Origin of the sequence: Lyngbya confervoides BDU141951, assembly GCF_000817775.3 — a bacterium.
Lineage (GTDB): Bacteria > Cyanobacteriota > Cyanobacteriia > Thermosynechococcales > Thermosynechococcaceae > Lyngbya > Lyngbya confervoides.
In genome coordinates this window covers 116,194-139,903 of record NZ_JTHE03000100.1, presented here as the reverse complement: position 1 = coordinate 139,903, position 23,710 = coordinate 116,194, and the positions used below count along the sequence as shown (strand labels likewise).

Sequence of the window (23,710 nt, the reverse complement as noted above, 5' to 3'; positions counted from 1 at the left end):
CCGTTTGAACAGCTCAATGGCTTCAGCTATCACGAGGATTGGTTGCGCAACCTACTCATCGCCTCATCTCTCAATGCGCGGGGGACGGGACGCCCTAGGAAACACAAATTAAATTAGAACCAGCGACAAACAAATCAGGTTGGGTTAGCAGTGAACGATCGCCGTCACTCTAATTGACCTGATGTATCCCTATCTCAGTAAATCCTCAATGCACATTATCCAAATCGTACCGCGCCTTCCGCCTGCGATCGATGGTGTGGGTGATTATGCATATTGTCTGGCTCGACAAATGCGGCAAGATTTTGGCATCCAAACTTATTTTATTGGTTGTGATCCCAATGGGATTCGTGCCGCAGATTTAGATGGCTTTCCGGTGAGTTGGCTAGATCGCCATTCTGCATTTGATCTATTCTCGCTGCTTAAACACCATCCTGGAGTCAATATCCTTCTACACTATGTTGGCTATGGCTACGCCAAGCGAGGTTGTCCCACTTGGTTGGTCAATGCTTTGGATCAGTGGCACTCTAGCAACTCAAATGCTCGACTCGTAACCATGTTTCATGAAGTCTATGCCTCTGGTCCCCCCTGGAGCAGTTCTTTTTGGCTGTCATCATTGCAAAAGCAGTTAGCGACTCGTCTGGCTCGACTGAGCGATCACTGTGTCACCAGCAAAGATCTGTATGCCAAGATTTTACAGCAGATGAGCCAAGGTAAGCATACTCAAATTTCTGCACTTCCGGTTTTCTCAACTATTGGAGAACCTGAGCAAGTCTTGCAATTACAGGATCGTGATCGGCAACTTGTCATTTTTGGTAGACCTGGAAATAGGCTTCAGGTCTATCAATCTTCTTTAAAGAAGCTGACTCATATTTGTGAGAACCTAAACATTCAGAAAGTTTTAGACATTGGGGCACCTATTGGCCAAACTCCTAGCAGCGTAAGTGGAGTCCCGATTATAAAAATGGGGTCGAAAACGGCGGCTCAACTAAGCAATCTCTTCTCAACTTCGATCGCCGGTTTTTTGGACTACAATTCTGACTACTTAGGAAAATCTACTATCTTTGCTGCTTACTGTGCTTATGGAATGTTGCCAATAAGTGCCCAGTGTAGTACTCAGACTATTGATGGTATTGTGCCTGGAAAACATTATTGGTTTCTGGATCAATCCCAGACTGACCCCAAGAATTGGGCAGAATTGCAAGCGATCGCAGATAACGCCCATTTTTGGTATCAAACTCATAGTTTATCGATTCAGACAAAAGTATTTGTAGCACGGTTTGCAGGTTGAATCTGTTTTCATCTACTGTATTTTGCAGACTCTAAATCGTTGGATAACTAGCTTTTAGTTTGGATGAATACTGAGTGATAAATTAGATAAGCGACATTCTTTTTCTTGTGATTTAGGACACTTCTGGATTGCTATAGATAGCTTGTCTGAATGTAACGAGCTTTGAGGGTTGTCAACCCTCCTAATTTCCTAGGCAAGCTCATAAACGTATGCCATAAAATTTTGCATACCTTGTTCTTCGAGCCAAAGTAGGTTTGGGGCTAAAAGACTCAAGTATGCTGAATTCTAAAATCCCTTGCTATTGTTCGATTGCAGCCTGACTTTGGTTCACCCCTCTGGCTGAGGATTTCATTGCTCACCTACTTGATTTGGTTTAATCAATGTCGATTTAATCTTAAAAGCAAATGGTTACAAAAGTAGATATTGTTATTCCGGCCTATAATGAAAGATCAGAAGCGATCGAGACTACTCTGATAGCCTGTCTTAACCAAACCTATCCTGCATCAAAAATCTTTTTAGTAGATGATTGCTCTAGGGAACCAATTTTGCTTCCAGAGTCCTGCCAACACCCTAAGATTCAATTGATCAGATTTGAGTTTAACCAAGGTATTTCCATTGCGCGAAACACAGCGATTCAAAAATCCTCAGCAACCTACATTGCTTGCATCAATATAGATGTTTTGCCGGAGCCTGACTGGGTTCATACCTGCATGAAATGTCTGGACGTGAATCCTACAATAGGTGCCTGTTTTACAAAGATCGTCCCCCATCATGGTTCCAGTTTGCTTTCAAAATGGCGAGTACGATTTCATGAACAAAAATATGGGGCTACATCAGGCATTGCCCACTTTGCTCCCGGCCACGCCGTTCTGTTTCGTCGTAAAGCCATTGAACTCGTTGGAGGTTACACCAATGAACTTCGTCGAACCCACGAAGACGCAGACATTTGTTTTCGCATGAGAGAAAAGGGCTTAGAGACCTATTACACCATTGATAGCTTTTGTATTTCTATCCAGGAAGACTCCTTATCGAACCTGACATATAAACAACTCATTAGAGACGGCTTTGATATTGATAAACCATTTTCTCTGCATCAGCTTATTTGGAGAACAACCAGAAGTTTATTCAATAGATTAGCAAGAAATTTAATCAAAGGACGATTATATTTTATTCCTGTTGATTTGATGATTTATTCACTCGGCATTTTGTCTTCTTTCAAACCTAAGAATCACTAATATAATTATTTTATGGAATATCCATTTCTAGAAAAGTCACTTTTTGGTCGTATAAAACAACGCATTCGTCTAGAGTATCAAGTTTTTCGGCAAGAAACTCTTGAATTTGAAAAAGTTAAAATTCGCTTAAACAAGGGTCTATCTAAAAAAATTTATAAAGCCCTATGCTATGGCTATTACGAATTTGAAGAACTCCAAATTTTAAGAAAATATTTATCAAAAGATGATCTTGTTTTTGAGCTTGGAACTGGTCTTGGATTAATATCTGCTTACTGTTCAAGGAGCATTGGTTCTGAAAAAGTATTTACATATGAAGCTAATCCCTTTATGAAGAAGCTAATTAATGATACTTATTGGCTTAATAATGTAAATCCTCAATTAGATATCTGCTTGTTGGGTGAAAACACAGGAGAAGCAGTTTTTTTCATTGAGGAAGACTTTTGGATTTCTTCAACGGTTCAGCACACCACAGGTGCTAGGAGTGTCAAAATTCCAGTTAAATCATTTAATCGTGAAATCTATAGAATTAACCCAACGTTTTTGATTCTGGATATTGAGGGTGGTGAATATGAGCTGTTTCAATTTGCTGATTTTCATGACATAAGAAAGATATTAATAGAAATACATGATGACATTCTGGGGTTAGAGAAAACTCGCTTTGTTCTCAATACTTTAATAACCCAAGGATTTAGGATTAATGAAGAGATATCAAGCAAAAATGTCTCTTTTTGGCAAAGGTGAGGATCATACAAACAATACTTTCTCTGACTTTACGGTTCGGATGAAAATCTTGATATACTCCCCCCTCTTCTATCCAAGTATTGGGGGACTAGAAACCGTTGTTTCCATTCTGGCGCACAAGTTTGTTAGACAGGGTCATGAGGTGAAACTCGTCTCCCAAACCCCCGACCCGGACTCTAAACCCTTTCCCTTTGAGGTGATTCGACAACCAAGCTTCAAGCACCTGTTAGCCCTGACAGCCTGGTGTGATGTTTACTTTCAACCCAACATCAGCCTCAAAGGGTTCTATCCCCTAGTGGCCCTCCCTAAACCCTGGGTTGTTTCCCATAACAACTGGTATTCTCGCACCAATGGCTCCTTGGGATGGCAAGATCGCCTCAAACATCGTTTGCTGCGATGGGCGACCAATATTTCGGTGAGTCAAGCCGTTGCCGATCATCTTGCTGTTTCCTCAACCGTCATTCCTAACCCCTATCAATATGAGGTGTTTGGTCTACGTCCTGAGATCAACCGCGATCATGATTTGATGTTCTTAGGTCGCCTCGTCTCCGACAAAGGAGCAGATTTGCTCCTGGATGCTTTGGCGCAGCTCAAGCACCAGGGATTGACCCCCACCCTGACCCTTGTGGGCCATGGGCCAGAGGAAGCTAATCTGAAAGTACAAGCTCAACGATTGCAAATTGTCGAGCAGGTAGAATTTTTAGGGGGCAAGGTTGGCGAAGAGCTGGTTCAGCTCCTTAATGCCCATCAAATCCTAGTGGTGCCTTCCCGCTGGCAGGAGCCCTTTGGGATTGTTGCCCTGGAAGGCATCGCCTGCGGGTGCGTTGTAGTTGGGTCTGAAGGGGGAGGTCTCAAGGATGCCATTGGGCCTTGTGGCGTTACCTTTAAAAATGGGAATGTATCAGAACTAAGCATCTTATTGGAAAAACTATTGACTCAACCGCAAGAGCTTCAGCGATATCATGTGCATGCAAAAGACCATCTTATTCAGCATCACCCCACCACTATTGCAAAACAATATCTCCAAGTTTTCGAACAAGCCATTAGCGGATCATGCTAGAGATTGGGGGCGTTATTGCCGTTTTAATCATTTTGATTCTCTCAGCCAAAAACTGGAAGTATTCAGTTTTGGCGACCCTTGTCCTGGTTGTCATCGAAGGAGCCTTGCGCAAGTGGGTATTGCCTCAAGCTAGCCAACTGATTTATTTCCTGAAAGATATTATCCTCATTGGTGCCTACTATCGATTTTTCTTGGCTTCCTCAATACCTCACTTCATCCCTAAAATTGATTCTATTTTGAAATTTTTTCTGGGTTTATCCTTTGGCGTTTGTGTGGTGCAAGCCTTTAGTCCGAGCTTGGGTTCGCCGCTGATTGGGCTATTGGGGCTAAAAAACTATTTTTTATATGTACCCCTTATTTGGATTGTCCCAGCGCTATTCGAATCAGAAGATGAATTGAAGGATTATTTGGGGCAATTTCTGCTCTTACTCGTTCCGGTGGGATGCTTGGCGATCGCGCAGTTTTTTAGCCCCATCGATAGCCCGCTCAACGTTTATGCCTGGCAGGAAGACACCCCCTATATTGCCCTGGGAGGAGATAATAGTTCAGTTCGAGTGACGGGAACCTTTTCCTATATTGCAGGGTACAGCGTATTTCTGTCCTTTTGCTTGTGTCTATTACTTCCCAAACTGGCAGAGCAAACCACCGGAAAGCAGCGGTATATCAATATTGTTCAATTTTCTCTAATTGCGATCACTGGATTCATGACGGGTGCCAGGGGATTTATCCTCTTTTCTATTCTGCAAATAATCGCTTTTCTTCTGCTTCAGGGATTTTCAGCATTCAGTCATTTCTTTCTTACCCTCAAACGCTTCTTCCTGCCTGGAGTGGTAGCTGTCATTGTGGTGATGTGGAGATTTCAATCAGCTGTGAACTCTCTGGTTCTGCGATTTACCCAAAACAGTGACTTATCCGGGCGGATTTTCGACTTTAGTGAAGTCTTTAGAAATTTTCAGCTTAAGGGCTTTGACGGATTTGGGACGGGCGCAACGTTCCAGGGAAACATATTCCTTGAGCGGCTCTTCAATCTTCCGCCCGGTGAAGCCATTCCCGTCTACTTTGAAGGAGAAATGGGGCGGATTGCACTAGAGTTAGGGCCAATTGGTTTCTTTCTCTGGTATGGAACAAAATTATTACTTTTACTGTTGCTCTGGCAGACCTATCACAACCTTAATCGTTCCTATCTGCGCAATCTGGCCCTGAGTATATTCCTGTATCAACTCATTACCTTTCCAGGTCAGTTAGTGTTTAATCAAACGGCAAATCTGTTTCAGTGGTTCCTGTATGGGTTTATTTATCTGCTGCCCAAGCTGGATTCCCCTATCCCCTCAACTCAGCAGTCCGAACCCTTGCATCATGAACTCCCCACGCCTTTCCCTCGTTCATCCCACCAGTAACCCCTTTGCTCGCAATGCAGCGCAAGCGCTAGCAGAGATAGGAGTTCTCCATGAAATCATTACGACAACTGCTTATCATCCAGATGGAACCATAGCCAGGTTTCTTCAGCAACTTCCTGTCTCCGTTTCAGATCCCCTTCAGCAAGAGTTGCTGAGGCGCGCATGGCCTCCTCCTAAGGGGGTGCCTCTGAGATCTTATCCCTGGTATGAAATTCTCCGGCTTGCCCTCCTTAAATTAAAAGTGAGCCAAGCCCTAAAGTTAGGGAAACATGGACCAATAGATTGGGTCTATAAACACCTTGACCGGCAGGTTGCCGCCCATCATCTCAACTCTATCACTGGAATCTACGCCTATGAGGATGGAGCCGCATCAACCTTTCATGCTGCGAAAGCCAGAGGAATTCTTTGCTTATACGACTTACCGATTTTGTACTACAAAATGGCCCAAGCCATCCAACGAGAAGAGGCGGATCAGTTTCCCGAATTAGCTTGTTCTCTACAGGCCATCCAAGAACCCGAGTGGAAACTCCAGCGAAAGCAGCAGGAAATAGAGCTTGCTGATCATATCTTTGTAGCCTCTAGTATTACTCAACAGTCCTTACTGACCGAGGGCATTTCTCCCAATCGCATCACTGTCATTCCCTACGGATCGCCCACAGCCTATTTTTACCCACTGTCGAAACAAGACAGCACTTTTCGTGCCTTGTTTGTGGGACGTGTTGGGGCACGCAAAGGGGTCCACTATTTACTTGATGCCTGGAGCAAGCTAGCCCTTCCCCAATCTGAACTCATGCTCGTTGGCGTTAACGAGATGCCCTCCCACTGGTGGGATAAAACTCCAAACAGCTTACGATATATCGATTCCGTCCCTCACCATCAGCTCAATCACTATTATTCTCAGGCGAATGTGTTTGTCTTTCCCTCTCTGGTTGAAGGGTTCGGTCTGGTTTTACTGGAAGCGATGGCCTGTGGAATTCCCATTATCACCACACCTAACACAGCGGGGCCAGATATTATCACCGATGGGATTGAAGGATTCATCGTTCCCATCCGCGATTCCCTCGCTTTGCAAGAAAAAATTGAGTGGTGCTACGAACACCCCACCGAACTAGCAGCAATGGGTCAGGCAGCTCGAAAAAAAGCAGAGCAACTGTCCTGGTCGCGCTATCAAACTCAGCTTGCAAATACGGTTCAATCTTTGCTAGCAGATCATCGTCAATTATGACAACCGTCTCCTCCCCCCTTCATCTCTGGATTCCCAACATATTTGAGTTCAAAGGGGGAATTCAAGTTTATTCAGAATTTCTTCTCAGCGCCCTAGCACAAATCTTTCCTGATCAATCCATTCAGGTGTTTCTTAAACACGATCGCCAAGCCAAAAACACTCAACCCAACATCAGCTTTCATTGTTCAGGTCATTGGCCCCCAGCTCTCCGTACCCCTGCCTTTGCCAGCGCGATCGCCCTAGCCGCTATCAAAAATAAACCCCGACTCATTCTTTCCACCCACCTCAACTTTACCCCAGCCTCCCTTCGGTTAAAGCAGCTTTTTAATATTCCCTACTGGACTGTTGCTCACGGGGTGGATGCCTGGGGCATTCAAAAATCCGTTTTACAGCAAGCTCTCCACCAGGCTGACTTGATCCTAGCGGTCAGTCATTACACCCGCGATCGCCTCCTGAAAGAGCAAAGTCTCGACCCAAGTAAAGTTGTGGTTCTACCCAATACCTTCGATGAAACTCGATTTACGATTCAACCTAAGTCTCAGAAGCTCCTACAACACTATCAACTTAAGCCAGATCAGCCCATTATTTTAACCGTCTCTCGACTGGATATTGTTGAGCAATACAAGGGCTACGATAAAATTATCCATGCGCTCCCAAAAATTATTCAAGCCTTACCGAATGTTCATTATTTAATTGTTGGCAAAGGTAGCGATCGCCCCCGCATAGAAACCCTCATCCAGCACCTTCAGTTAGAGAACCACGTCACTCTCGCTGGCTTCATCCCGGATGAAGCACTGGGCGATTACTATAGTCTATGCGATGTTTTTGCAATGCCCAGCAAAGGCGAAGGCTTTGGAATTGTCTACCTTGAAGCTCTTGCCTGCGGCAAACCCACCCTTGGCGGCAATCAGGATGGGGCCATTGATGCCCTAGCAGGCGGAAAGCTTGGGGTACTCGTGGATCCTGAGAGTGTCGATGACATTGCTCAAGCTCTGATTCGCATTCTCAACGGTAGCTCCGCCCATCCCCTAATTTATAACCCCCAACAACTCCGGGAAGAAACCATTCAACTCTTTGGTTTTCAGCAGTTTCAACAAACGCTCCAGAGCCTATGCCAGACCCATTTCGGATCAAAACCCTAGACATCATCCCCTCCGTGAGTCCGGCCTTTGGGGGGCCTTCTGAGGTTGTGCTTAATTTAACCCGCGAACTGCGTCGTCTCGGGATTGATGCTGAAATTGCCACCACCAATGACAATATGATGGGCACCCTGGAGGTTCCCCTCGGTGAGCGAGTGGACTATCAGAATGTGCCCGTATGGTTTTTCCCAAGATTTCCCCTTAGAGTTAAAGAGTTTCTATTTTCCGCACAGCTTTCTCAGTGGGTCTGGCGCAATTTACGCAACTATCAATTTGCCACAGCCCATTACTTATTTAGTTTTGCTCCCACCTGTTTAGCCACCGTCGCTCGTCTCCAACAGATCCCCTATGCCGTTTGTCCCATCGGCCAACTTACGCCCTGGTCCCTATCTCAGGGGAAAGTAAAGAAGCAACTCTACAGCGCTCTTGTGGAGCGGCGCAATCTAGAAAGTGCCGCCTACCTCCATTGCACCTCCTTGCAAGAAGCTGAGGAAATTGAACAACTGGGCATTAAAACCCCCAAACTTGTGCTCCCGCTGGGGGTCAATCCTCCCACCCTCTGCGCAGATGCCAAGCTCCAAATTTGCGCTCAGTATGGCATTCCCAACCATCAGCCCATTATTTTATTCCTCTCCCGCCTCCACCCTAAAAAACGTCCCGAGTTACTAATCCGGCTGCTGGGGCAAATTGCATCCCAAGGGGAAACGTTTCACTTAATCATTGCTGGGGACGGCCCCCCCCAGTACGTGGAAACCCTGCAGCAGCTTACCCGTGAGCTGAACCTTACTCACCACATAACCTTCACCGGCTTTGTGCAAGGACTAGAAAAAGATCGCCTCTTCCAAGGATCTGACCTATTTGTTCTGCCCACCTACTCTGAAAACTTTGGCATTGTCTTAGCGGAGGCCATGATTGCCGGACTCCCTATCCTCACCACACCCGGAGCACAAATCTCCCGCGAAATTGCCCAGGCCAAAGCAGGCCTTATTGCCGATTCAGAAGTAGATTTACAGCTTGCCCTCCAGCAACTGTTATCGTCTCCCTCCCTGCGGCGCGAACTTGGGCAAAATGGCAAACAACTTGCTCAACAACGATACTCCTGGCCCGCGATCGCCCAAGAATTTGCCAACACCTATCGAGCAGTCCTTGAGAGAAAATCGCTACCCGCAATTCATGCCCCTTTCCACTAGACAATCTTGAACTGGCCATCGCTCCCGGTGAATACTCGGATTTTGGCGCAAACGCCGCGCGATTGCCCGCCCCTGCTCCCGAATCGTCAAAAACCCTCTACGCGATCGCCCTTCGGGTTGATCCTCCCACTTCAATTGATCTGCCTGCCCTTGCACCTAGGCCACTGGATCAATCCCCAACCCTTGTAACTGCGCCCTCAATTGTTCCGCCCGCTGCGCCTCCTGCTCCGCCCGCTGCGCCTCCTGCTCCGCCCGCTCCCGCTCTTGTGCTAATGCTTGGCTTAACTCCGCCGGCATCGGTAATCGGCGTCCGGTGCTCATCTCCGTGAACCCAATCAGCTTTCCCTCTACCGCTAACTGTAATCCCAAAACCTGACTGCACAACTCTGGAATCTGAATATAATCCTCCTGGCTTAGTTGATACCCCATCAAGGGCGACGGTAACCATTCACCCTTCGGGTCAAAGAGCCAATATTCTTGCACTCCCAGTTGAGCATATAACCGAAACTTGTAAACTTGATCCTCCTGTTGCGTTCCCTTGGAGGTCATTTCAAACACCACGCTCGGGATTTCCCCCTCTTCCCAAACCTTATAGCTATCCCGTCCCCCCGGATCCACCCCGAAAATGACCATGACATCCGGCGCCACCCGCAGTCTTGGAAACCCCTGAGCATAGTACAAAAATTGGTTGGCCAGAACCGTGGCCTGCTGTCCTTCTAAATATTGGCGCAACACCTCCAAGGTCACCAGCATCGCATAGAGGTGATCGTAAGTTTCTGCCAAAGGCTCCCCATCCGAACTGGGATAAACAACATCGATATGCGTCTGTTCAGCAACCTGCATCCCGTTGGTTCCCTGGTGAAGAACAAGATTATTCTAGCAAGGGGGCCATCGGGAATAGGGGAGAGAGAGGGCGATCACCTGCGGTATTCAAGAGAGGGCAATTACTAGAGGGCAATTCCTAAAGTTCTGAGGGTAAATTTAGACGGGTTCCCTTCTCCCAAGCTTGGGAGAAGGGAGTCAGGGATGAGGGCGTTGCAAACGGGCTGCTCCCGAATCGTTAACAACCCCCGCGCGATCGCGCCTTTCCAGCCCTGAGCCTACTCAATGGGCTCAACTCCCAACGCCTTCAACTGCGCTTGGGTATTGGCTTTCCATAAACTTTGCCACCCAGGTATTCAGAACCGGGTTTGCTCTCCGGCAGCTTCAGAAACTCTTCCAAACTTAGAGAAGTTTGAATCGCAACCACAATAGACCCAATTAGACTCAAACTGTCCTGCCTGGCACTGCCTTTTATTCTAAACCTTCCTTACCCTGTCCTAGATCCACCTCTCTCAATCCCCCTTCGCCTCACTCCTCCGGGAGTGGGGCAATATTGTGCTGCCAAAAATTTTGCCGCAATTTGCCGTCTGAGAAAAACTCGCCCATAATCAAAACCAGGCGACCTGCCTATTTCCTCGGGTGTTAAGTTGATCAGTCCTCCATGGTGACCCTCCCCCCATTCCTCCTCAGGATGTCTAAAGGCAAGGCAGCCTTGATCCTCGCTGGCCTGCTGGGGCTCTATATTCCGGTGCGGTTGCTGCTGGCCCAGGCCCAGGCCCCCCATCCCCAGGCCATCCTCACCTTGGGTGGCGGCATCGAACGAGAAACCTATACCGCGCAATTTGCCCAAGCCCATACCGACCTGCCCATCTGGGTTTCTTCAGGGATTGCCCAACCCTCCGCCAAAACCCTCTTTCAACAGGCCCGCATAGACGAGCATCGCATCACCCTCGATTATCGCGCCACCGACACCGTCACCAACTTCACCACCCTAGTCTCCACCCTCCAACAGCAGCAGATTCAGCACGTCTACCTGATCACCGATCGCCAGCATATGCCCCGAGCTAGGGCGATCGCCTTTTTTGTCTTTGGCAGCCACGGCATCACCACTACCCCCATTGCCTTCCCGAGTCACCGCCCCCCCGAATCCACCCTGGCCACGGTGCGCGATATCAATCGATCCCTCCTGTGGCTGATCACCGGGAGAACCGGAGCCAGTCTCAAACCGCCCTCCCAGTCGCAAGGGTAACCCCAGCCCAGTTCAATTAACCCCAGCCCGGTTCAATCCCCCTGAGGGGATGGCCTCGCTAATCATGCACCGTGCCATCGGGCATAATTGCCCCCTGCAGGTTGGCCCCCGTCAGCTTCACCATGAGGCGATTGGGCGTTCCCATAAAGGCCCCTCGCAGATTGGCCTGGGAAAGATTGGCCCCGCTTAAATCTGCAGACATGAGGTTGGCGTCCTGAAGATTAGCGCGATAGAGGTTGGCCTTGAGGAGATTGGCGCGGGTTAAATTGGCCCGAGTCAGGTTTGCCTCGGATAGATCCACGTTGTGCAAAAAGGCATCCTTCAAATTCGTGTGGGCCAGATTGGCATGGCTTAAATTGCGCCCGGATAAATCCCGCTCCTTGAGATCCTTGCCCTGCCAGTTAATCCCGGAGGGTTGAGAAAAGGAGGGGGGAGCCTGATTCTGGAAGGATCGGTTAGGGGCGCGCGGGTGGGTCGCCCCCGCTGGAGCGGCGCTGGGACTGGCCGCCCTTGCCGTGCGTGGCGTCGTTTGCGGATCGCTGCGTGAGGAGGATTCAGGACGCGGGGAGGACTCGCGCGGCGGGGAACTAGTGCGCGGCGGTGGTGCCGCCGCCTGGGGCTGACGAAAGGGAGATTGGGTCGGGGGCCGGGAGGCCTTTGGCGCCGCCGTCGATGGGGTAGCGCTCCTGGGACTGGTGGCGGGGGCCGGGCGATGGTTTTGGCGAAAATGAGCCCGGAGGCGATCGCGGGCCTCATTGAGCTCCTGGAGCTTGTCCTGGGCCTTGTCGCGCAGGCGCTGATTGTCCTTGGGGATGCGGTCAGGATGCCAAATGAAGGCCAAATCCTTATAGGCCTGGTTCACCTCCTCCAATGTGGCGCTGGTGGGCAGCTCCAGCACCCGATAGTAGTAGTACAAATTTGCCATGCCTAATATTGTAGGGGGTGCATCCTCCGATTTTCGCAGCTCCCCGGCCAAGCTGAACCCGCAGAGGGCAACCAGGGGGCGTTCCCAGTTTAGCCCCGGCGGGCCAGGGCGTAGAACCGCCAGGGCGCCGGGTATCCCTCCAGGGTTTGATCCGGATGATCGGGATCTAAAAACTCCGCCAAACTCTCCACCTTGGCCCAATCGGTCCGCCGCTGCTCCTGCACCGATAGGGGGGCAGCATAAATCCATTGAATTTGCCGAAAGCCAGATCGGAGGATCCAATGCTCCAGACAGGACTGGGTGGGTAAAAACCAGATGCCCCGCGCCTGGGCATAGCGTTTCCGTGGGGTCAGGGCCACGGGCATCTCACCGGGAATCCCCTGGCAGTCCACGATGAGTTCGCCCCCCGGCACCAGGGCTTGATGCATCTTTCGCAGCAGCCCCACCGGGTCGGTGTGGTGGTAGAGAATTCCTAGACAAAAGATCGTCTCAAAAAACCCAGGATAGAGGTCCAGATGCTCCACCCCCAAAGCCTCAAAATACAGGGCCGGATGGCGCACCCAGTTTTGGATCATTTGGAAGGCCCAATAGTGCTTGGCCACCGGTTCAAACCCCACCACCAGCCGTGGCGACTGGGCCGCCATCCGAAACATAAAGTAGCCGTTATGGCAGCCAATATCTGCCACCCGACGCTGGTGCAGGGGCTGAATATGGGGCGCGATCCGGTCCCACTTCCAGTCCGATCGCCATTCCGCATCAATCTCCGTCCCAAACACCTTAAAGGGACCTTTCTTCCAGGGACAGAAAACCTGCAGAGCCTTGCGCAGGATAGGGGTCTGGGTCGGGGAAAGATCGCTGGCCTGGCCCACCGTGACCACCGGCTGATCTAGATCGCAGCCTCTGGCCAGAAAGTGGGCCGTCTCCTGAGCCGCCGCCGCAAAGCGCTGCTGTGATCGGGCTTGGCGCTGGGCGGTGGCCGCTTGACGCAACTGGGCGATCGCCGCCCGGCAGGGGGCCGGCACCTCGGCCCCGGCCAAATAGTCAGGATTCAAATAGTCAGGATTTAAAAAGTGGGGAGAATGATCGGTCATCAGGGTAAGAATATGGAGGGTAGGGCCTGGACTGGCGGCTCTAGGCCGGGTTTTTCAAGGCCACAAAGGTCATAAAATTATGCTGCTTGATCAGCGAATCTAGGGTGGTAAACCCACTCGCCTGCAGCAGATCTCGCAGCTGCGGCTCCGACAGCGGCACCAGCACCTGTTCCAGCGCTTCCTTCTTCCGCTCAACCTCCCGCTGGGCATAGCCATTGTTGACCTTAAAGCGCTCATACTGCTGCATGATGGTCTCCTGTAGCTGGGGGAAGGGAGAAACAACCTTCTCACTCAGGTAAAGCAGTCCCCCCGGTTCCAGACCCTGATAAATCTGAAGCAGCAGCGATCGCCGCTGCTTCAGGGGCAAAAACTGAAGAGTGTAGTTCATAATCACCACGCTGCTATGGGCAAAGGAGTAGTCCGTCGCTGACCCACACACCAACTCCAGGGTATGGGTGGCGCTCAGAGGCGCCAGCTTTTCCTGGGCGCGATCAATCATGGGCTGAGCGCTATCAAGACCCACCAGCTGGGCCGGTTCGGGCATCATGCGGCCCAGAAACTCCAAAAACGTGCCCGTGGAGCAGCCCACATCCACCAGCTTCGTTTGGGGCTGATAGTAGGCGATCGCCCACTGGGCCGCGCTCACCAGCACATCCCGATACAGCGGCACCGAACGTGAGACCATGTCATCAAAGACCCGTGCCACTTCTGCATCAAATTCAAAGGGTTTTGGCCAGACCCCATTCAAAAACAGAGTATCGGGATCGGACACCAAATGCAGGTCACTCGGGTCAGGATTGGGCATAGATCAAAGGCGCGTAAACCAGTATTAAATCTCAACGGAGGGCAAAACCTTAAGCTTCATTTCCGCTGCAGGCCCCAACCCATCCCCTAAGCTGGGATCAAGGGAGTGCCAGCGCGGAGCGCACCATGCAGCTTTTTCAACCCTACCACTTTCGGCCTCTCCGATTCAGAGGCTTTGGCCCCTTAAACCGCTGCCTGTGGATCTTACTGGGGGGAGTGGGATTTTCCCTGGCGGGGGTGGCCCAACCCTTGCCGACTCCGGCAGATCCGCCCCCAGATCCTCTCTCCCCCTCGGCTCCACTCCCCTCGGCTCCATTCCCCTCCAGTGTCCCTGCAGACCCACCCGCAGACCCACCTGCAGACCCACCGGAGTCCGAGGATCATTTTAGCCGCCAGTTTTTACCCCATCCGCTTTCCCCAGACCTGCAAGAGTCGGCCCTGACTTTCCAGGGGCGCCCCATAGCACCAGCCCAGGCCGCAGCCATGGTCCAAGATCTGCAAAGACTCATCGGGCAGTATGAATCCACCCTGGTGGCCGCAGGCTTAATGGACCCCCAATTTGACCAGCCCATGGCCACCCTTTTAGCCAGGCGATCCCGTCCCCCTGGCTCAGAAGCGGCAGCGCCAGTTCAGGGGGACATCCAGCCAGCGGCCCAGCGGCAGGCCCAGCCTATGCATCCCCCCTACGCCAGCACCCTCTTGGCCCTGGAAAGCGCCAAGGCCAGCCTGCAAATCTTTCAGCAGCAGCTGCAGAACCAAGATTACCGCAGCGCCAGTCAGACCTGGGTGAAGGCAAAAAACTTACTGCTTGACCACTACCCCACCAATCTCCAGGTCAGCGCCCCCCAAATTCGAGCCATGTGGCTCGATCGAGGCACCATTGTCCAAGCCAAGTCAGCCCAGGATCTAGAGCCCCTCTTTGACCGCATGGCCCAGGCCGGGATCAACGTGGTGTTTTTTGAAACCGTGAACGCGGGCTATCCCCTCTACCCCAGCCAGGTGGCCCCCCAGCAAAATCCTCGGGTTCAGGGATGGGATCCGCTGGCGGCAGCCCTTGCGTTAGCCCATGAGCGATCCATGGAGCTGCATGCCTGGGTATGGGTCTTTGCCGCCGGTAACCGGCGGCACAACCGTTTGCTGGGATTACCCGATGCCTACCCCGGCCCCGTGGTTGCCGATCATCCCGATTGGGCAATCACCGATCCTGCCGGGGGATTGATTGAGCAAATGTCTGGCAAGGTTTTTTTGGATCCGGCCAATCCCCAGGTGCGCGAATACCTGCACCGTCTGTTCGCAGAAATTGTCTCCAGGTACGCGGTGGATGGCCTCCAGCTCGACTATATCCGCTACCCCTTTCAGAACCCTGCCCAGGGTCGAGACCACGGCTACAGCGCCCTGGCTCGCCAGGCCTTTGCCCAGCAGCACGGGGTTGATCCCATCACCCTGCGACCCGGTCATCGGCTCTGGGGCGCTTGGACCGACTTTAAAGTTCAGCAAGTGGATTCCTTTGTGGAAGAAACGGCGCAATTGCTCAAGCAGGTCCGCCCCGATCTGACGCTTTCGGCGGCGGTGTTTCCCATGGAAGATGCCGTCCGCGCCCGCACGATTCAGCAAAATTGGCCGGCCTGGGTGCAGGCCGGCTGGGTGGATTTGATCCTCCCCATGACCTACGCCACCAGCCTCCGGGAGCTAGAGTCCATGACCCAGCCGCTGTTTGAGCAAAAGAGTCAGGGGCCAGCCCTGCTGTTGCCTGGCTTGCGGCTCTTGCACATGCCCAGCTATAAAACCATCGGGCAGGTGCAGTATCTCCAGCAGTCCCCCTCCCCCGGCTATGCCCTCTTTGCTGCGGCCCATTTTCGATCGGCCCTGGCCAGTAGCCTGAACCGACCGCGCCTGAGGGCTGAGGCAAATCCGAGGCTGGTTCTGCCCCATCGTCAACCCTTTCAGGCCGCCTGGCGCGATTATCAGCTCCTACGGCGAGAATGGAACTATTGGCTCCTGGAAACCAGCAAAGACACCACTAGAACGGCAGCCAGGGAAGACTCCCAGCTTCAGGACTGGGCCAAGATTGCCGATCAGCTGGCAGTGGAGTTAGAACAGCTCTCCACCCAGCCCAGTGTGGCCCATCACCGCGCGGCCTCCCAATCTCTGCAAAGGCTGCAGCACCAACTGCAAACCCTGGAGACCCAACTGCCCCCCCAGATCCTCTGGCAGCAGCGCCTTCAGCGACTCTCCGCCCTCCTGCGCTACGGGCAGCGGGCCTTGCTGACCCTGACCACCAGCAGCCGTCACGAGGCACCGGGGCAATAAAATCCACAGGGCTGGTGGTGGCGATCAATCTCGATCACCCCCTCAATCATCTCCTCCATGGCCCCCTCCGCCTGGGATGCCCTGCGCAGTAAAGCCGGAAGAAATAGCTGTGGATGGAGCGATCGCCAGAAATAGTCCACAAATTCCGCCACTTCCTCCTGACTCATCCCCGGACGGTTCGCAGCCATTGCCTTTGCCTCTGCTTCCCAACGCCATTGCTGACTCCATCGATAGTCCTGGGGCCGCAGCACCCAGAGCCCATCTAAGCGCGCCCACAGGGGCAGATAATCGGCTAGGGCGCGATTCATGTCGCGGGCAAACTGGCGATGGGCAGGGGTGACAATGGGTGGGGGCGGATGATCAAAGGCGGAGTCGGGAAGGGGACGCAAGCCCACGAACCAGCCCTCAAACAGCAGTACATCCACCCCAGAGACCCTCTCCGAGGCCGTGCGATCGCCCTGCCCCTGGTGAGCTGACTTATCAAAGCGCGGCAGGGACAGTGGCCCCGCTCCGGCACGCACCTGATCGAGGGTGGCTAGCCCCAGATCAAGATCATGGGTCCCTGGTGGCCCCCGCCAGCGTAGGCGGGGATCGCGGCGCTGCAGCTGCTGCCGCACGGCGTAGGGCTGATAGAGATCATCCAGGGAAAGACTGGCGGCCCTGAGCCCCTGCTGGGCCAAAATCAGGCTCAGCATATCGCACAGGGTGGTTTTTCCCGTCCCCTGACCTCCCAGCAGCCCCTGAACAATGGGGCGACCCCTTTGACGCCGCCGCTGGGCCACCGCCGCGGCCAGCGGCATCCAGAGAGTCCAGAGCAAATAGCTCGGATCCTCCAGGAGGCCATGGCGCTGACGGCAGCGATCCTTCACCTGGGGATAGATCTGCTGAAACTGATCCATCTGGCGCCAGAGGTCCAGAGGGCGATCGCGGCCCCCAGCACATAGCCAGCGCCCCTGGTCCAGCATCTGAATCTGCGCCGCAGAGGGAGTGTTGCCCTGGCACAAACAGGCTAGGGCCGGGGCAAGGAGGGATCGGGGGCAAGGGGATGGCATAGGAAAGCGTAGTCCTGGACAATCTGCCCCGCAATCAGATGCTCTTGAATAATGCGCTCCATCACGCTTGGGGTGACGGAATGGTACCAAACGCCCTCGGGATACACCAGCAGGATTGGACCGCGCTGGCAAACCCTAAGGCAATTGGTCTTGGTCCGAAAAATACAGCTGGGTCGATCTGGAGATGGCTGATCCAGGTGCAGTGCCTTGAGTCGCTGCTTCAAGTATTCCCAGGTTTCTAGACCCGCCGCCTGTGGACAGCACTTGGGTTTGGTCTGGTCCGCACAGAGAAACAAATGGTGCCGGATGGTCCTGAGCCCCAATCCCTCAACACAGGCGGACAGATCAGCCGGAATCTCGACCATCGTCAATGGGCCGATCCATTGCCGTGGTAGTCATCGGAATCATAGAACCCATTGCGGGTGCCAAAGAGCGGACAAAGAATCGTAAACAGGACCGTGAGGCCCACAAGAATAGTTTTGACGTCCATACAATCGGGATCAATCGGGGGCAGTTCAACAGGGTCAATGAGCTTCGGGATCTCGGGAACTGCTGTGGGCCGGCGATTTTTCCTGCGAACCCTGGCCTGACTCCCATGCCAACTCCCGACGAGTCGCCCTAAGCTCCTCTTCAGGGTAATCAGTTCGGCGGCAAAAGGAGACGCTTCTTAACAATCCGGAAGACTTTTTCCCAGGGTGCCCCTAGAAAATTGGCCCTAGCGAAAATCAGATCCCGGTGGGGCGATGCGCGTGGCAAAGTTCTGCGATCGCGTCGGGGACAACTCCCGAGCTTTGAGAATTGCCGCAATCAGAAACACGTAGGCCAGGATTCCGGTAAAAGCCAGCATAATCGGCCCGAGGGTGCCGCCGGTGGCGTTCCAAAGCGCATGGAGCAGGGATGAGGTGAAATAGCCAATGCCCAAAAGCTGCCAGCAACGAGAGGGGTAGAGCACGCTTAAGCCAATGAAGTAGCCAAAATAGCCGCTGTAGGCCATGTGGCCCGCCACCGATCCGATAATCCGCGGCACCAGCAGCTGGATGCCCAGCAGCTGTCCCGTTTGCAGTGCCTCCTGGCTTCCTCCTAACATCTGCGAAACCCGGAGGATTTCCCCCGGCACGTACTGCACCAGGGTTTCAACCAGGGTAAAGCCCAATCCCGAGGCCGCCCCCAACACAATGCCGTCCAGGGGCTCAAAGACCCCAATCCTGCGCCGTTGGCCCCCCGTTGCCATCTGCTTGCCCACCAGCATGAGCAAAAAAACCGGGAAGGCCTTGAGGAGTTCTTCCGACAGCCCCGCCCCGAAAAAGTGGGCCACAAACAGGCTGGCAAAGTTATTGGCCGCGCCCTCAATGTTGCCGGGTAAGATTCCTCGGAAAAAGAAAAAATAAATCCCCAAAAACCAGGGAACCCACAGCAGCGAAATGGTGAGCAGGGACATGGTGAACAGGGTGGAGCAGGCAATTTCCCACCAGGGCTTTTCCTTCCCGCACAGCCGATAAATGAAAGAAAATCCAATGAGTCCCAGGTAGGTGCCCAACCCAAAGATAAACAGCAGAATATTGCCTCGGGCCACAAACAGCAGCACGACCCAGAGAATGGTGATCACCCCTGGAAAAATGTAGCCTTTCTTTAAAAAGTCTTTAAAGTTACGCCGGGTGGACACCACTGGAATCAGCTGGCTGAGGCTGGGATTGAGGCTGGGATCGAGGCCGCCCCCTCCCGGCTGCGGGGCAAAGGCTGCCCCTGGGATCCGCGCTCGCGTCTCTGGCAGATAGGCCGCTAGGGGCGGCAGGTCGTAGATGAGCTGCGGGCCGTTTTGGCTTAACACAATGCGATCGCCTGGCCTCAGGGTGACACAGCCCTGAATTTGCTGGCCGTTGACAAAGGTGCCATTGGCGCTGCCTTCATCGCACAGCTGCCACTGCTGCTGAGGCGGGGGGGTTCCCGGCGGGTGGATCGCCTTCAGACTGACATGATAGCGGGATACCCCCCGATACACAGTCGAGTCAAAGCGAATTTGGCAATCGGGCGATCGCCCCACCTTAACGACTTCACCCACCAGCTCAAAATGATGAGCGGGATCTGGGGATATGCCGGTGGGGCCAATGAGCTTCAGCGTTGGCCTTGCGCTCCCTTGGGTCATTGAACGGGTCCGTCGTGCTGTCCTTAAGTACTTAAACTGTACCTGCTTTTTAGCGGTTCCGGCGCGATGGCTCTCCATGGGCCAATCTTGGGGAATGGCCAACCGCGAACGGGGTAGACTCAATAAAAACCATAAAGATTAACGGCCATTGTCAGGCGGGCGAATATGCTGAAAACAGCAAACCTGATCGTTCCCTGCTGTGATGCCCAAGGTCTGGACAGGATAATTCATGAGTGAGTTGACGCTTCAATGGTCTGATGTGGGTCAGTTTCATCAACAGACCATTTCAGAAAATCAGCCCAGTAAGGTTCCTGGGGTCGTGCGCCTGGGACGTGACCCTGCCCGGTGCGATATTTTATTTCAGGACCGCAGCGTCTCTGCCCTCCATGTAGAAATCTTTTTTCGGCCCGGTCAGGTTTGGGTGCGCAATCTGCGGGTGACCAACCCGCCGGTGGTCAACGGCCTTCAGCTTAAGCAGGGAGAAGCCCCCCTGCATCCAGGGAGTCACATTCATCTCGGGCGCGTGGAGGTGCGGGTGCTCCAGGTGGATCTGCGCGCCAAGAATCCCCCGACGGCCACCCGTCCTGGCCCCTCTGGATACGGGTTGAAGTGCCCCAATCCTAAATGTGGCAAGGTTTCCACCTACAGTGATAAGCTTCTACAGCAAGGCTGTCCCTGGTGTGGATTTTCCCTGGCCGCCGCCGATAGCGTGGTGATGTTTCCCCAGGAGCGCCCCTGAGAGAGAGGGTCTCAACTGCCCCCAAGCCGTTCCTTTGAATCACGTTGTTTTGGGTTTCACAGGCAACCATCATGACCATCCCCACAAAAATTTGGCTGAGTTGGCAAGACCCGATGACGGGTGAGACGCGGACGCCGCATCTGTCCCCGCCCGTTGCCCTGGGGCGAGAGTTTAACAAAATGCCCCAGGACTACCAGGGACAACGGGTTTCACGGTTGGTTCTGAGCAGCTCCCAGGTGTCTCGCTACCACGCGATCATTGCCGTGGAAAAGGGACAGCTCCAGATTATCGATCACAACAGCAGCAACGGCCTATTTGTCAACGGTCAGCGGCAGACCCAGGCGGTGCTCAACCATCGGGACGTGGTGAAAGTGGGGCCCTATGACATGACGGTCCTCACCCAAGATCCTGGGCAGAACACGGCGCGGCGATCCTCTGCCAATTCCTTTATTCGCGTTCCGGATCCCCATTCTGATGAGGTTCCAGCTCCGCCCAGCGTGGGCAGCCCCGCCAATCCGTTTCCACCGGCTGAATTCCAGGTGCAGCAGGTCTCGGTGCAGAGCCTCTATGCCACTCGCCTGCCGGTGGAAGAGGTGGACTATGCTGCCATTGGAGCGGGGTTAGGGAGCTTTATCTGGACGGATTTTTTGCGCCTGTCTGGGGTGGGCATTCAGCAAATTCGTGCCCTGGGTTTAGAAGATAAGCCCTACGCTCGCTACCAGCGGCTGTGCCTCAACTCTCAAATTCCAGCCTGGGAGCGGTTGAGATCCAACTCCGATTCTTGCCCGGACAACCTCTGGGGCTGGCCCAGCTACGCCCTTCGAGAGGCCTACCGAAATTTTGCCAAGGGGAATTTGAAGCTGGCGGCCAGGGTGATCTGGCAGGTGTTTGGGGAGCCCACCCTCATTGAAACCTATACCCCCCGGTCCGGAAATGTCTTTGCCTCCATTGACCGCGAGGCCCAGCGCATTGGCTGGTCCAAAATCTATCGCTATGGGCGCGTTCGATCCATTCGTAAAACCAATGATGGACGCTATGCCGTGGGATTTTCCAGTGGCAGAGGTCAGCATGCCTTCTTAGTGGGGCGCTACGTGCATCTTTGCACCGGATATCCGGTGATCCAGTTTTTACCGGACTTACAGGAATATCGCGAAAAAACCCGCGACTTTAAGTCCGTGGTGAACGCCTACGAAGCCCACAACCATGTGTATGACTATCTAGAGCGCCACGGCGGCACCGTCTTGATCCGCGGCCGTGGCATTGTTGCCTCTCGGGTGATTCAGCGCATTCATGAAGCGCGGGCCAAAAATCCGAATATTTCAATTTTGCATCTGATGCGATCGCCGCGCCCCCAGGGCAACAAATTCGGTCATGCCCAGCGTACCGTTGAAAACCACTTTGAATTTCAGCCCTTTAACTGGCCCAAGGCCTGTTGGGGGGGAACCCTCAGGGCGCAGCTAGAGCAGGCGAGCCCTTCCGAGCGCAGCAATTTACTCACAGATTGGGGCGGCACAACCACGGCGGACCGCCAGGATTGGCGCGACCTCATTAACCGGGGTCTCAATCAGGGCTGGTACCACATTACCTTTGGAGAAGTAACGCGGGTGGAGCCGGGGGCCGACGGCCACCCCATCACTTATATCCAGGAAAAGGGACTCACCGGCAACTTAAAGCTAGAGGCTAACTTCATCATTGATGCTACGGGGTTAGACGGTAAGGTCAAGGCCAATCCGCTTCTCGACGATCTGGTTACCCACTATCACCTGCCCCTGAATCCGGTGGGGCGTCTGGCGGTCAGCAATGATTTTGAGCTACTGGAGATGCGAAACCAGATGGGTCGTATGTATGCCGCGGGAGCCATCACCTTTGGCGGTCCCTATGCCGCCGTTGATAGCTTTTTAGGCCTGCAATATTCTGCCCTAAAATCGGTGGATGGATTGGTGCAGGCTAGAGCCCCCAATCTGACCTATCTCAATGGGGTCTCCTCCTTCCTTCAATGGTTGAAATGGGTAAATAATCGCGCACCATGACTCCAACATTACTAGGCCGTTGGCAAACCAGGCTGTTATTAATGGGCATTGTCGGAGGGCCAATTACCCTCCTGTTTTGCCTGGGGCTGTTTGGCAATGACAGCGGGGCCATTTACATGTCCATCTTGGTCTATATCACCCTGTTTGGGCTGGGCTGGGACGGGGTTTACATGACCGTGCAGAGCTATCGTTGGGATCAAGATTGGCCCGCAGCCTTCCAGTGGTTGGGGGCCCTCTGGGAAGGGTTCTTTTTTCTCTTGATCCGCGTGATCTTCGACCTGGAATTGCCCTTCACCGATGTGGATGCTGGGTTCCCCGTGGGCTGGTTTCTTCTGCACTATAGTCTGGTCTGGGTGGGCATTTTCATAGCCTCCCAGAGCTTCATGCGAATTCTGTTCCCGCGCTGGCGCTTCCAGGGGGGGCAGTGGTTCTAAGCGGGAAGATGGCTGCGCCCAAGGCCAGGATTTTAGGACCAGTAGGACAGGAGGTCCAGCAGGAAGACTAGGGATGAATCTTGGGACAGGGCCGATAGTCCGTTGGGGTCGCCTGGTTGCAATGGCGGGGGAGGCAGGGCTGGGTGGCAATTGCCTCGGATTGGAGCGGCGGCGGCGCACTGCCAAAGACCATTTCGCAGCTAAAGTCCTCAAAGTTGGGCGTCAGGGTGACTGGAATTCCAAAATCGCGAGTGAAAAACTCCTGGGTGGGCAACTTGCACATGTTGATGCACATGGCCACGCAGCCACTTTGATCCAGGTAGCGGCAGCGCTCAATCTTAACCATGCTCTTCTGCTCTCGGGCCGCACCCGAGGGGGTGGTAACCTGGGCAGGCTGGACCGTGCAAGGTCCCACCAGCCACTCAAACAGACGGGTGGCAAACCAGGCATTGAGTTCGCAGACCAGGGGCGTGGGGGAGAAAAAGGTGCGAACCCCCCAGAGCACTGGCGCCGGCACCAGCGATCGCAGCACCACTCCCACCAGCTGCTGCTGCTCCTGGGGGGATCGGCCGGCCATGATCCTTTGGGAGAGATCCACAAAGCCGTCATAGCCAGCTTGCTGGGTTTGCTCTCCGAGCGCGACGGCAATTTTTCGCGAAAACAGGCGAATAAATAGGCGATCAAACCAATTATCGCGGTAGGAAATTGAGGAGGAACCGGGATCTTCCATAGGTGACTCAGCGTTAGACCCCGTTAGGGCTGGCAAGGACGGCAGTTGATGGCTCTTTTGTTGATGGCTCTTTTGAGGTGACTCGTGGATGGGGCTCTATCAAGCG

Annotated in this window: 22 protein-coding genes; 13 read left to right on the top strand and 9 right to left on the bottom strand. The window is 53.3% G+C overall.

Features of this window, described 5'->3' with window-relative positions:
- Positions 1-181: 181 nt before the first annotated feature.
- From QQ91_RS17425 to QQ91_RS17390, 8 genes are all read left to right on the top strand, one after another.
- Positions 182-1,288: a glycosyltransferase family 1 protein gene (locus QQ91_RS17425; RefSeq protein ID WP_250833388.1), complete on the top strand. Its 1,107-nt coding sequence runs from the start codon at positions 182-184 to the stop codon at positions 1,286-1,288.
- A gap of 404 nt (positions 1,289-1,692) precedes the next feature.
- Positions 1,693-2,523 (top strand): glycosyltransferase family 2 protein, encoded by an 831-nt coding sequence (locus QQ91_RS17420; protein ID WP_166276645.1) that lies wholly within the window; start codon positions 1,693-1,695, stop codon positions 2,521-2,523.
- 12 nt (positions 2,524-2,535) lie between these two features.
- Positions 2,536-3,264, top strand: coding sequence for an FkbM family methyltransferase (locus tag QQ91_RS17415; protein WP_166276641.1), 729 nt, complete (start codon positions 2,536-2,538; stop codon positions 3,262-3,264).
- Between the two features lie 40 nt (positions 3,265-3,304).
- Positions 3,305-4,324: a glycosyltransferase gene (locus QQ91_RS17410; RefSeq protein WP_166276637.1), complete on the top strand. Its 1,020-nt coding sequence runs from the start codon at positions 3,305-3,307 to the stop codon at positions 4,322-4,324.
- Positions 4,318-5,721, top strand: a complete 1,404-nt coding sequence (locus QQ91_RS17405; RefSeq protein ID WP_166276634.1) for a hypothetical protein — start codon at positions 4,318-4,320, stop codon at positions 5,719-5,721. Before QQ91_RS17410 ends, QQ91_RS17405 begins: the two co-directional genes overlap by 7 nt.
- The gene (locus QQ91_RS17400; RefSeq protein ID WP_166276631.1) at positions 5,681-6,946 is read left to right on the top strand and encodes a glycosyltransferase family 4 protein; all 1,266 of its coding nucleotides are present in this window, start codon (positions 5,681-5,683) and stop codon (positions 6,944-6,946) included. Before QQ91_RS17405 ends, QQ91_RS17400 begins: the two co-directional genes overlap by 41 nt.
- Complete coding sequence (locus QQ91_RS17395) at positions 6,943-8,088, top strand: glycosyltransferase (RefSeq protein WP_166276628.1); 1,146 nt, start codon at positions 6,943-6,945, stop codon at positions 8,086-8,088. The genes QQ91_RS17400 and QQ91_RS17395 overlap by 4 nt, the downstream gene beginning before the upstream one ends.
- Complete coding sequence (locus QQ91_RS17390; protein WP_201277166.1) at positions 8,058-9,275, top strand: glycosyltransferase; 1,218 nt, start codon at positions 8,058-8,060, stop codon at positions 9,273-9,275. The genes QQ91_RS17395 and QQ91_RS17390 overlap by 31 nt, the downstream gene beginning before the upstream one ends.
- Positions 9,276-9,431: 156 nt before the next feature.
- Here QQ91_RS17390 and QQ91_RS17385 read toward each other — a convergent pair whose 3' ends face one another.
- A complete protein-coding gene (locus QQ91_RS17385) occupies positions 9,432-10,118 on the bottom strand; it encodes a Uma2 family endonuclease (protein WP_166276625.1) in 687 nt (228 codons plus the stop codon).
- Positions 10,119-10,788: 670 nt separating this feature from the next.
- On the opposite strand from QQ91_RS17385, the gene QQ91_RS17380 reads away from it, so the two are divergent.
- Positions 10,789-11,346, top strand: a complete 558-nt coding sequence (locus QQ91_RS17380; RefSeq protein ID WP_166276622.1) for a YdcF family protein — start codon at positions 10,789-10,791, stop codon at positions 11,344-11,346.
- A 58-nt stretch (positions 11,347-11,404) separates the two neighbouring features.
- Here QQ91_RS17380 and QQ91_RS17375 read toward each other — a convergent pair whose 3' ends face one another.
- The 3 genes from QQ91_RS17375 to QQ91_RS17365 all read right to left on the bottom strand — a co-directional run bounded on the left by QQ91_RS17375 (position 11,405) and on the right by QQ91_RS17365 (position 14,167).
- A complete protein-coding gene (locus QQ91_RS17375) occupies positions 11,405-12,271 on the bottom strand; it encodes a pentapeptide repeat-containing protein (RefSeq protein ID WP_166276619.1) in 867 nt (288 codons plus the stop codon).
- 89 nt (positions 12,272-12,360) lie between these two features.
- The gene (gene cmoB, locus QQ91_RS17370; protein WP_166276616.1) at positions 12,361-13,362 is read right to left on the bottom strand and encodes a tRNA 5-methoxyuridine(34)/uridine 5-oxyacetic acid(34) synthase CmoB; all 1,002 of its coding nucleotides are present in this window, start codon (positions 13,360-13,362) and stop codon (positions 12,361-12,363) included.
- 40 nt (positions 13,363-13,402) lie between these two features.
- A complete protein-coding gene (locus QQ91_RS17365) occupies positions 13,403-14,167 on the bottom strand; it encodes a methyltransferase domain-containing protein (RefSeq protein ID WP_166276613.1) in 765 nt (254 codons plus the stop codon).
- 125 nt (positions 14,168-14,292) lie between these two features.
- Here QQ91_RS17365 and QQ91_RS17360 point away from each other — a divergent pair, with 125 nt between their 5' ends.
- Positions 14,293-16,476 (top strand): family 10 glycosylhydrolase, encoded by a 2,184-nt coding sequence (locus QQ91_RS17360; protein ID WP_166276610.1) that lies wholly within the window; start codon positions 14,293-14,295, stop codon positions 16,474-16,476.
- On the opposite strand, the gene QQ91_RS17355 is transcribed toward QQ91_RS17360, so the two are convergent.
- From QQ91_RS17355 to QQ91_RS17345, 4 genes are all read right to left on the bottom strand, one after another.
- On the bottom strand, positions 16,455-17,528 hold the full coding sequence (locus tag QQ91_RS17355) for a glycerate kinase (protein WP_166276607.1): 1,074 nt from the start codon (positions 17,526-17,528) through the stop codon (positions 16,455-16,457). The two genes, QQ91_RS17360 and QQ91_RS17355, sit on opposite strands and share 22 nt — an antisense overlap.
- Positions 17,486-17,893 (bottom strand): (2Fe-2S) ferredoxin domain-containing protein, encoded by a 408-nt coding sequence (locus QQ91_RS17350; RefSeq protein ID WP_166276604.1) that lies wholly within the window; start codon positions 17,891-17,893, stop codon positions 17,486-17,488. Before QQ91_RS17350 ends, QQ91_RS17355 begins: the two co-directional genes overlap by 43 nt.
- Before the next feature lie 2 nt (positions 17,894-17,895).
- A complete protein-coding gene (locus tag QQ91_RS21690) occupies positions 17,896-18,018 on the bottom strand; it encodes a DUF8629 family protein (protein WP_284707182.1) in 123 nt (40 codons plus the stop codon).
- A gap of 225 nt (positions 18,019-18,243) precedes the next feature.
- On the bottom strand, positions 18,244-19,794 hold the full coding sequence (locus QQ91_RS17345) for a PrsW family glutamic-type intramembrane protease (protein ID WP_201277165.1): 1,551 nt from the start codon (positions 19,792-19,794) through the stop codon (positions 18,244-18,246).
- A gap of 106 nt (positions 19,795-19,900) precedes the next feature.
- Here QQ91_RS17345 and QQ91_RS17340 point away from each other — a divergent pair, with 106 nt between their 5' ends.
- The 3 genes from QQ91_RS17340 to QQ91_RS17330 all read left to right on the top strand — a co-directional run bounded on the left by QQ91_RS17340 (position 19,901) and on the right by QQ91_RS17330 (position 22,874).
- Positions 19,901-20,410 carry an FHA domain-containing protein gene (locus QQ91_RS17340; RefSeq protein WP_166276601.1) on the top strand — a complete coding sequence of 170 codons (510 nt, stop codon included), beginning with the start codon at positions 19,901-19,903 and terminating at the stop codon, positions 20,408-20,410.
- Positions 20,411-20,481: 71 nt separating this feature from the next.
- Positions 20,482-22,440, top strand: coding sequence for an FHA domain-containing protein (locus QQ91_RS17335; RefSeq protein WP_166276598.1), 1,959 nt, complete (start codon positions 20,482-20,484; stop codon positions 22,438-22,440).
- A complete protein-coding gene (locus QQ91_RS17330; RefSeq protein ID WP_166276576.1) occupies positions 22,437-22,874 on the top strand; it encodes a hypothetical protein in 438 nt (145 codons plus the stop codon). The genes QQ91_RS17335 and QQ91_RS17330 overlap by 4 nt, the downstream gene beginning before the upstream one ends.
- Positions 22,875-22,941: 67 nt before the next feature.
- Here QQ91_RS17330 and QQ91_RS17325 read toward each other — a convergent pair whose 3' ends face one another.
- The gene (locus QQ91_RS17325; RefSeq protein WP_166276572.1) at positions 22,942-23,604 is read right to left on the bottom strand and encodes a beta-carotene isomerase domain-containing protein; all 663 of its coding nucleotides are present in this window, start codon (positions 23,602-23,604) and stop codon (positions 22,942-22,944) included.
- Positions 23,605-23,710: the final 106 nt, after the last annotated feature.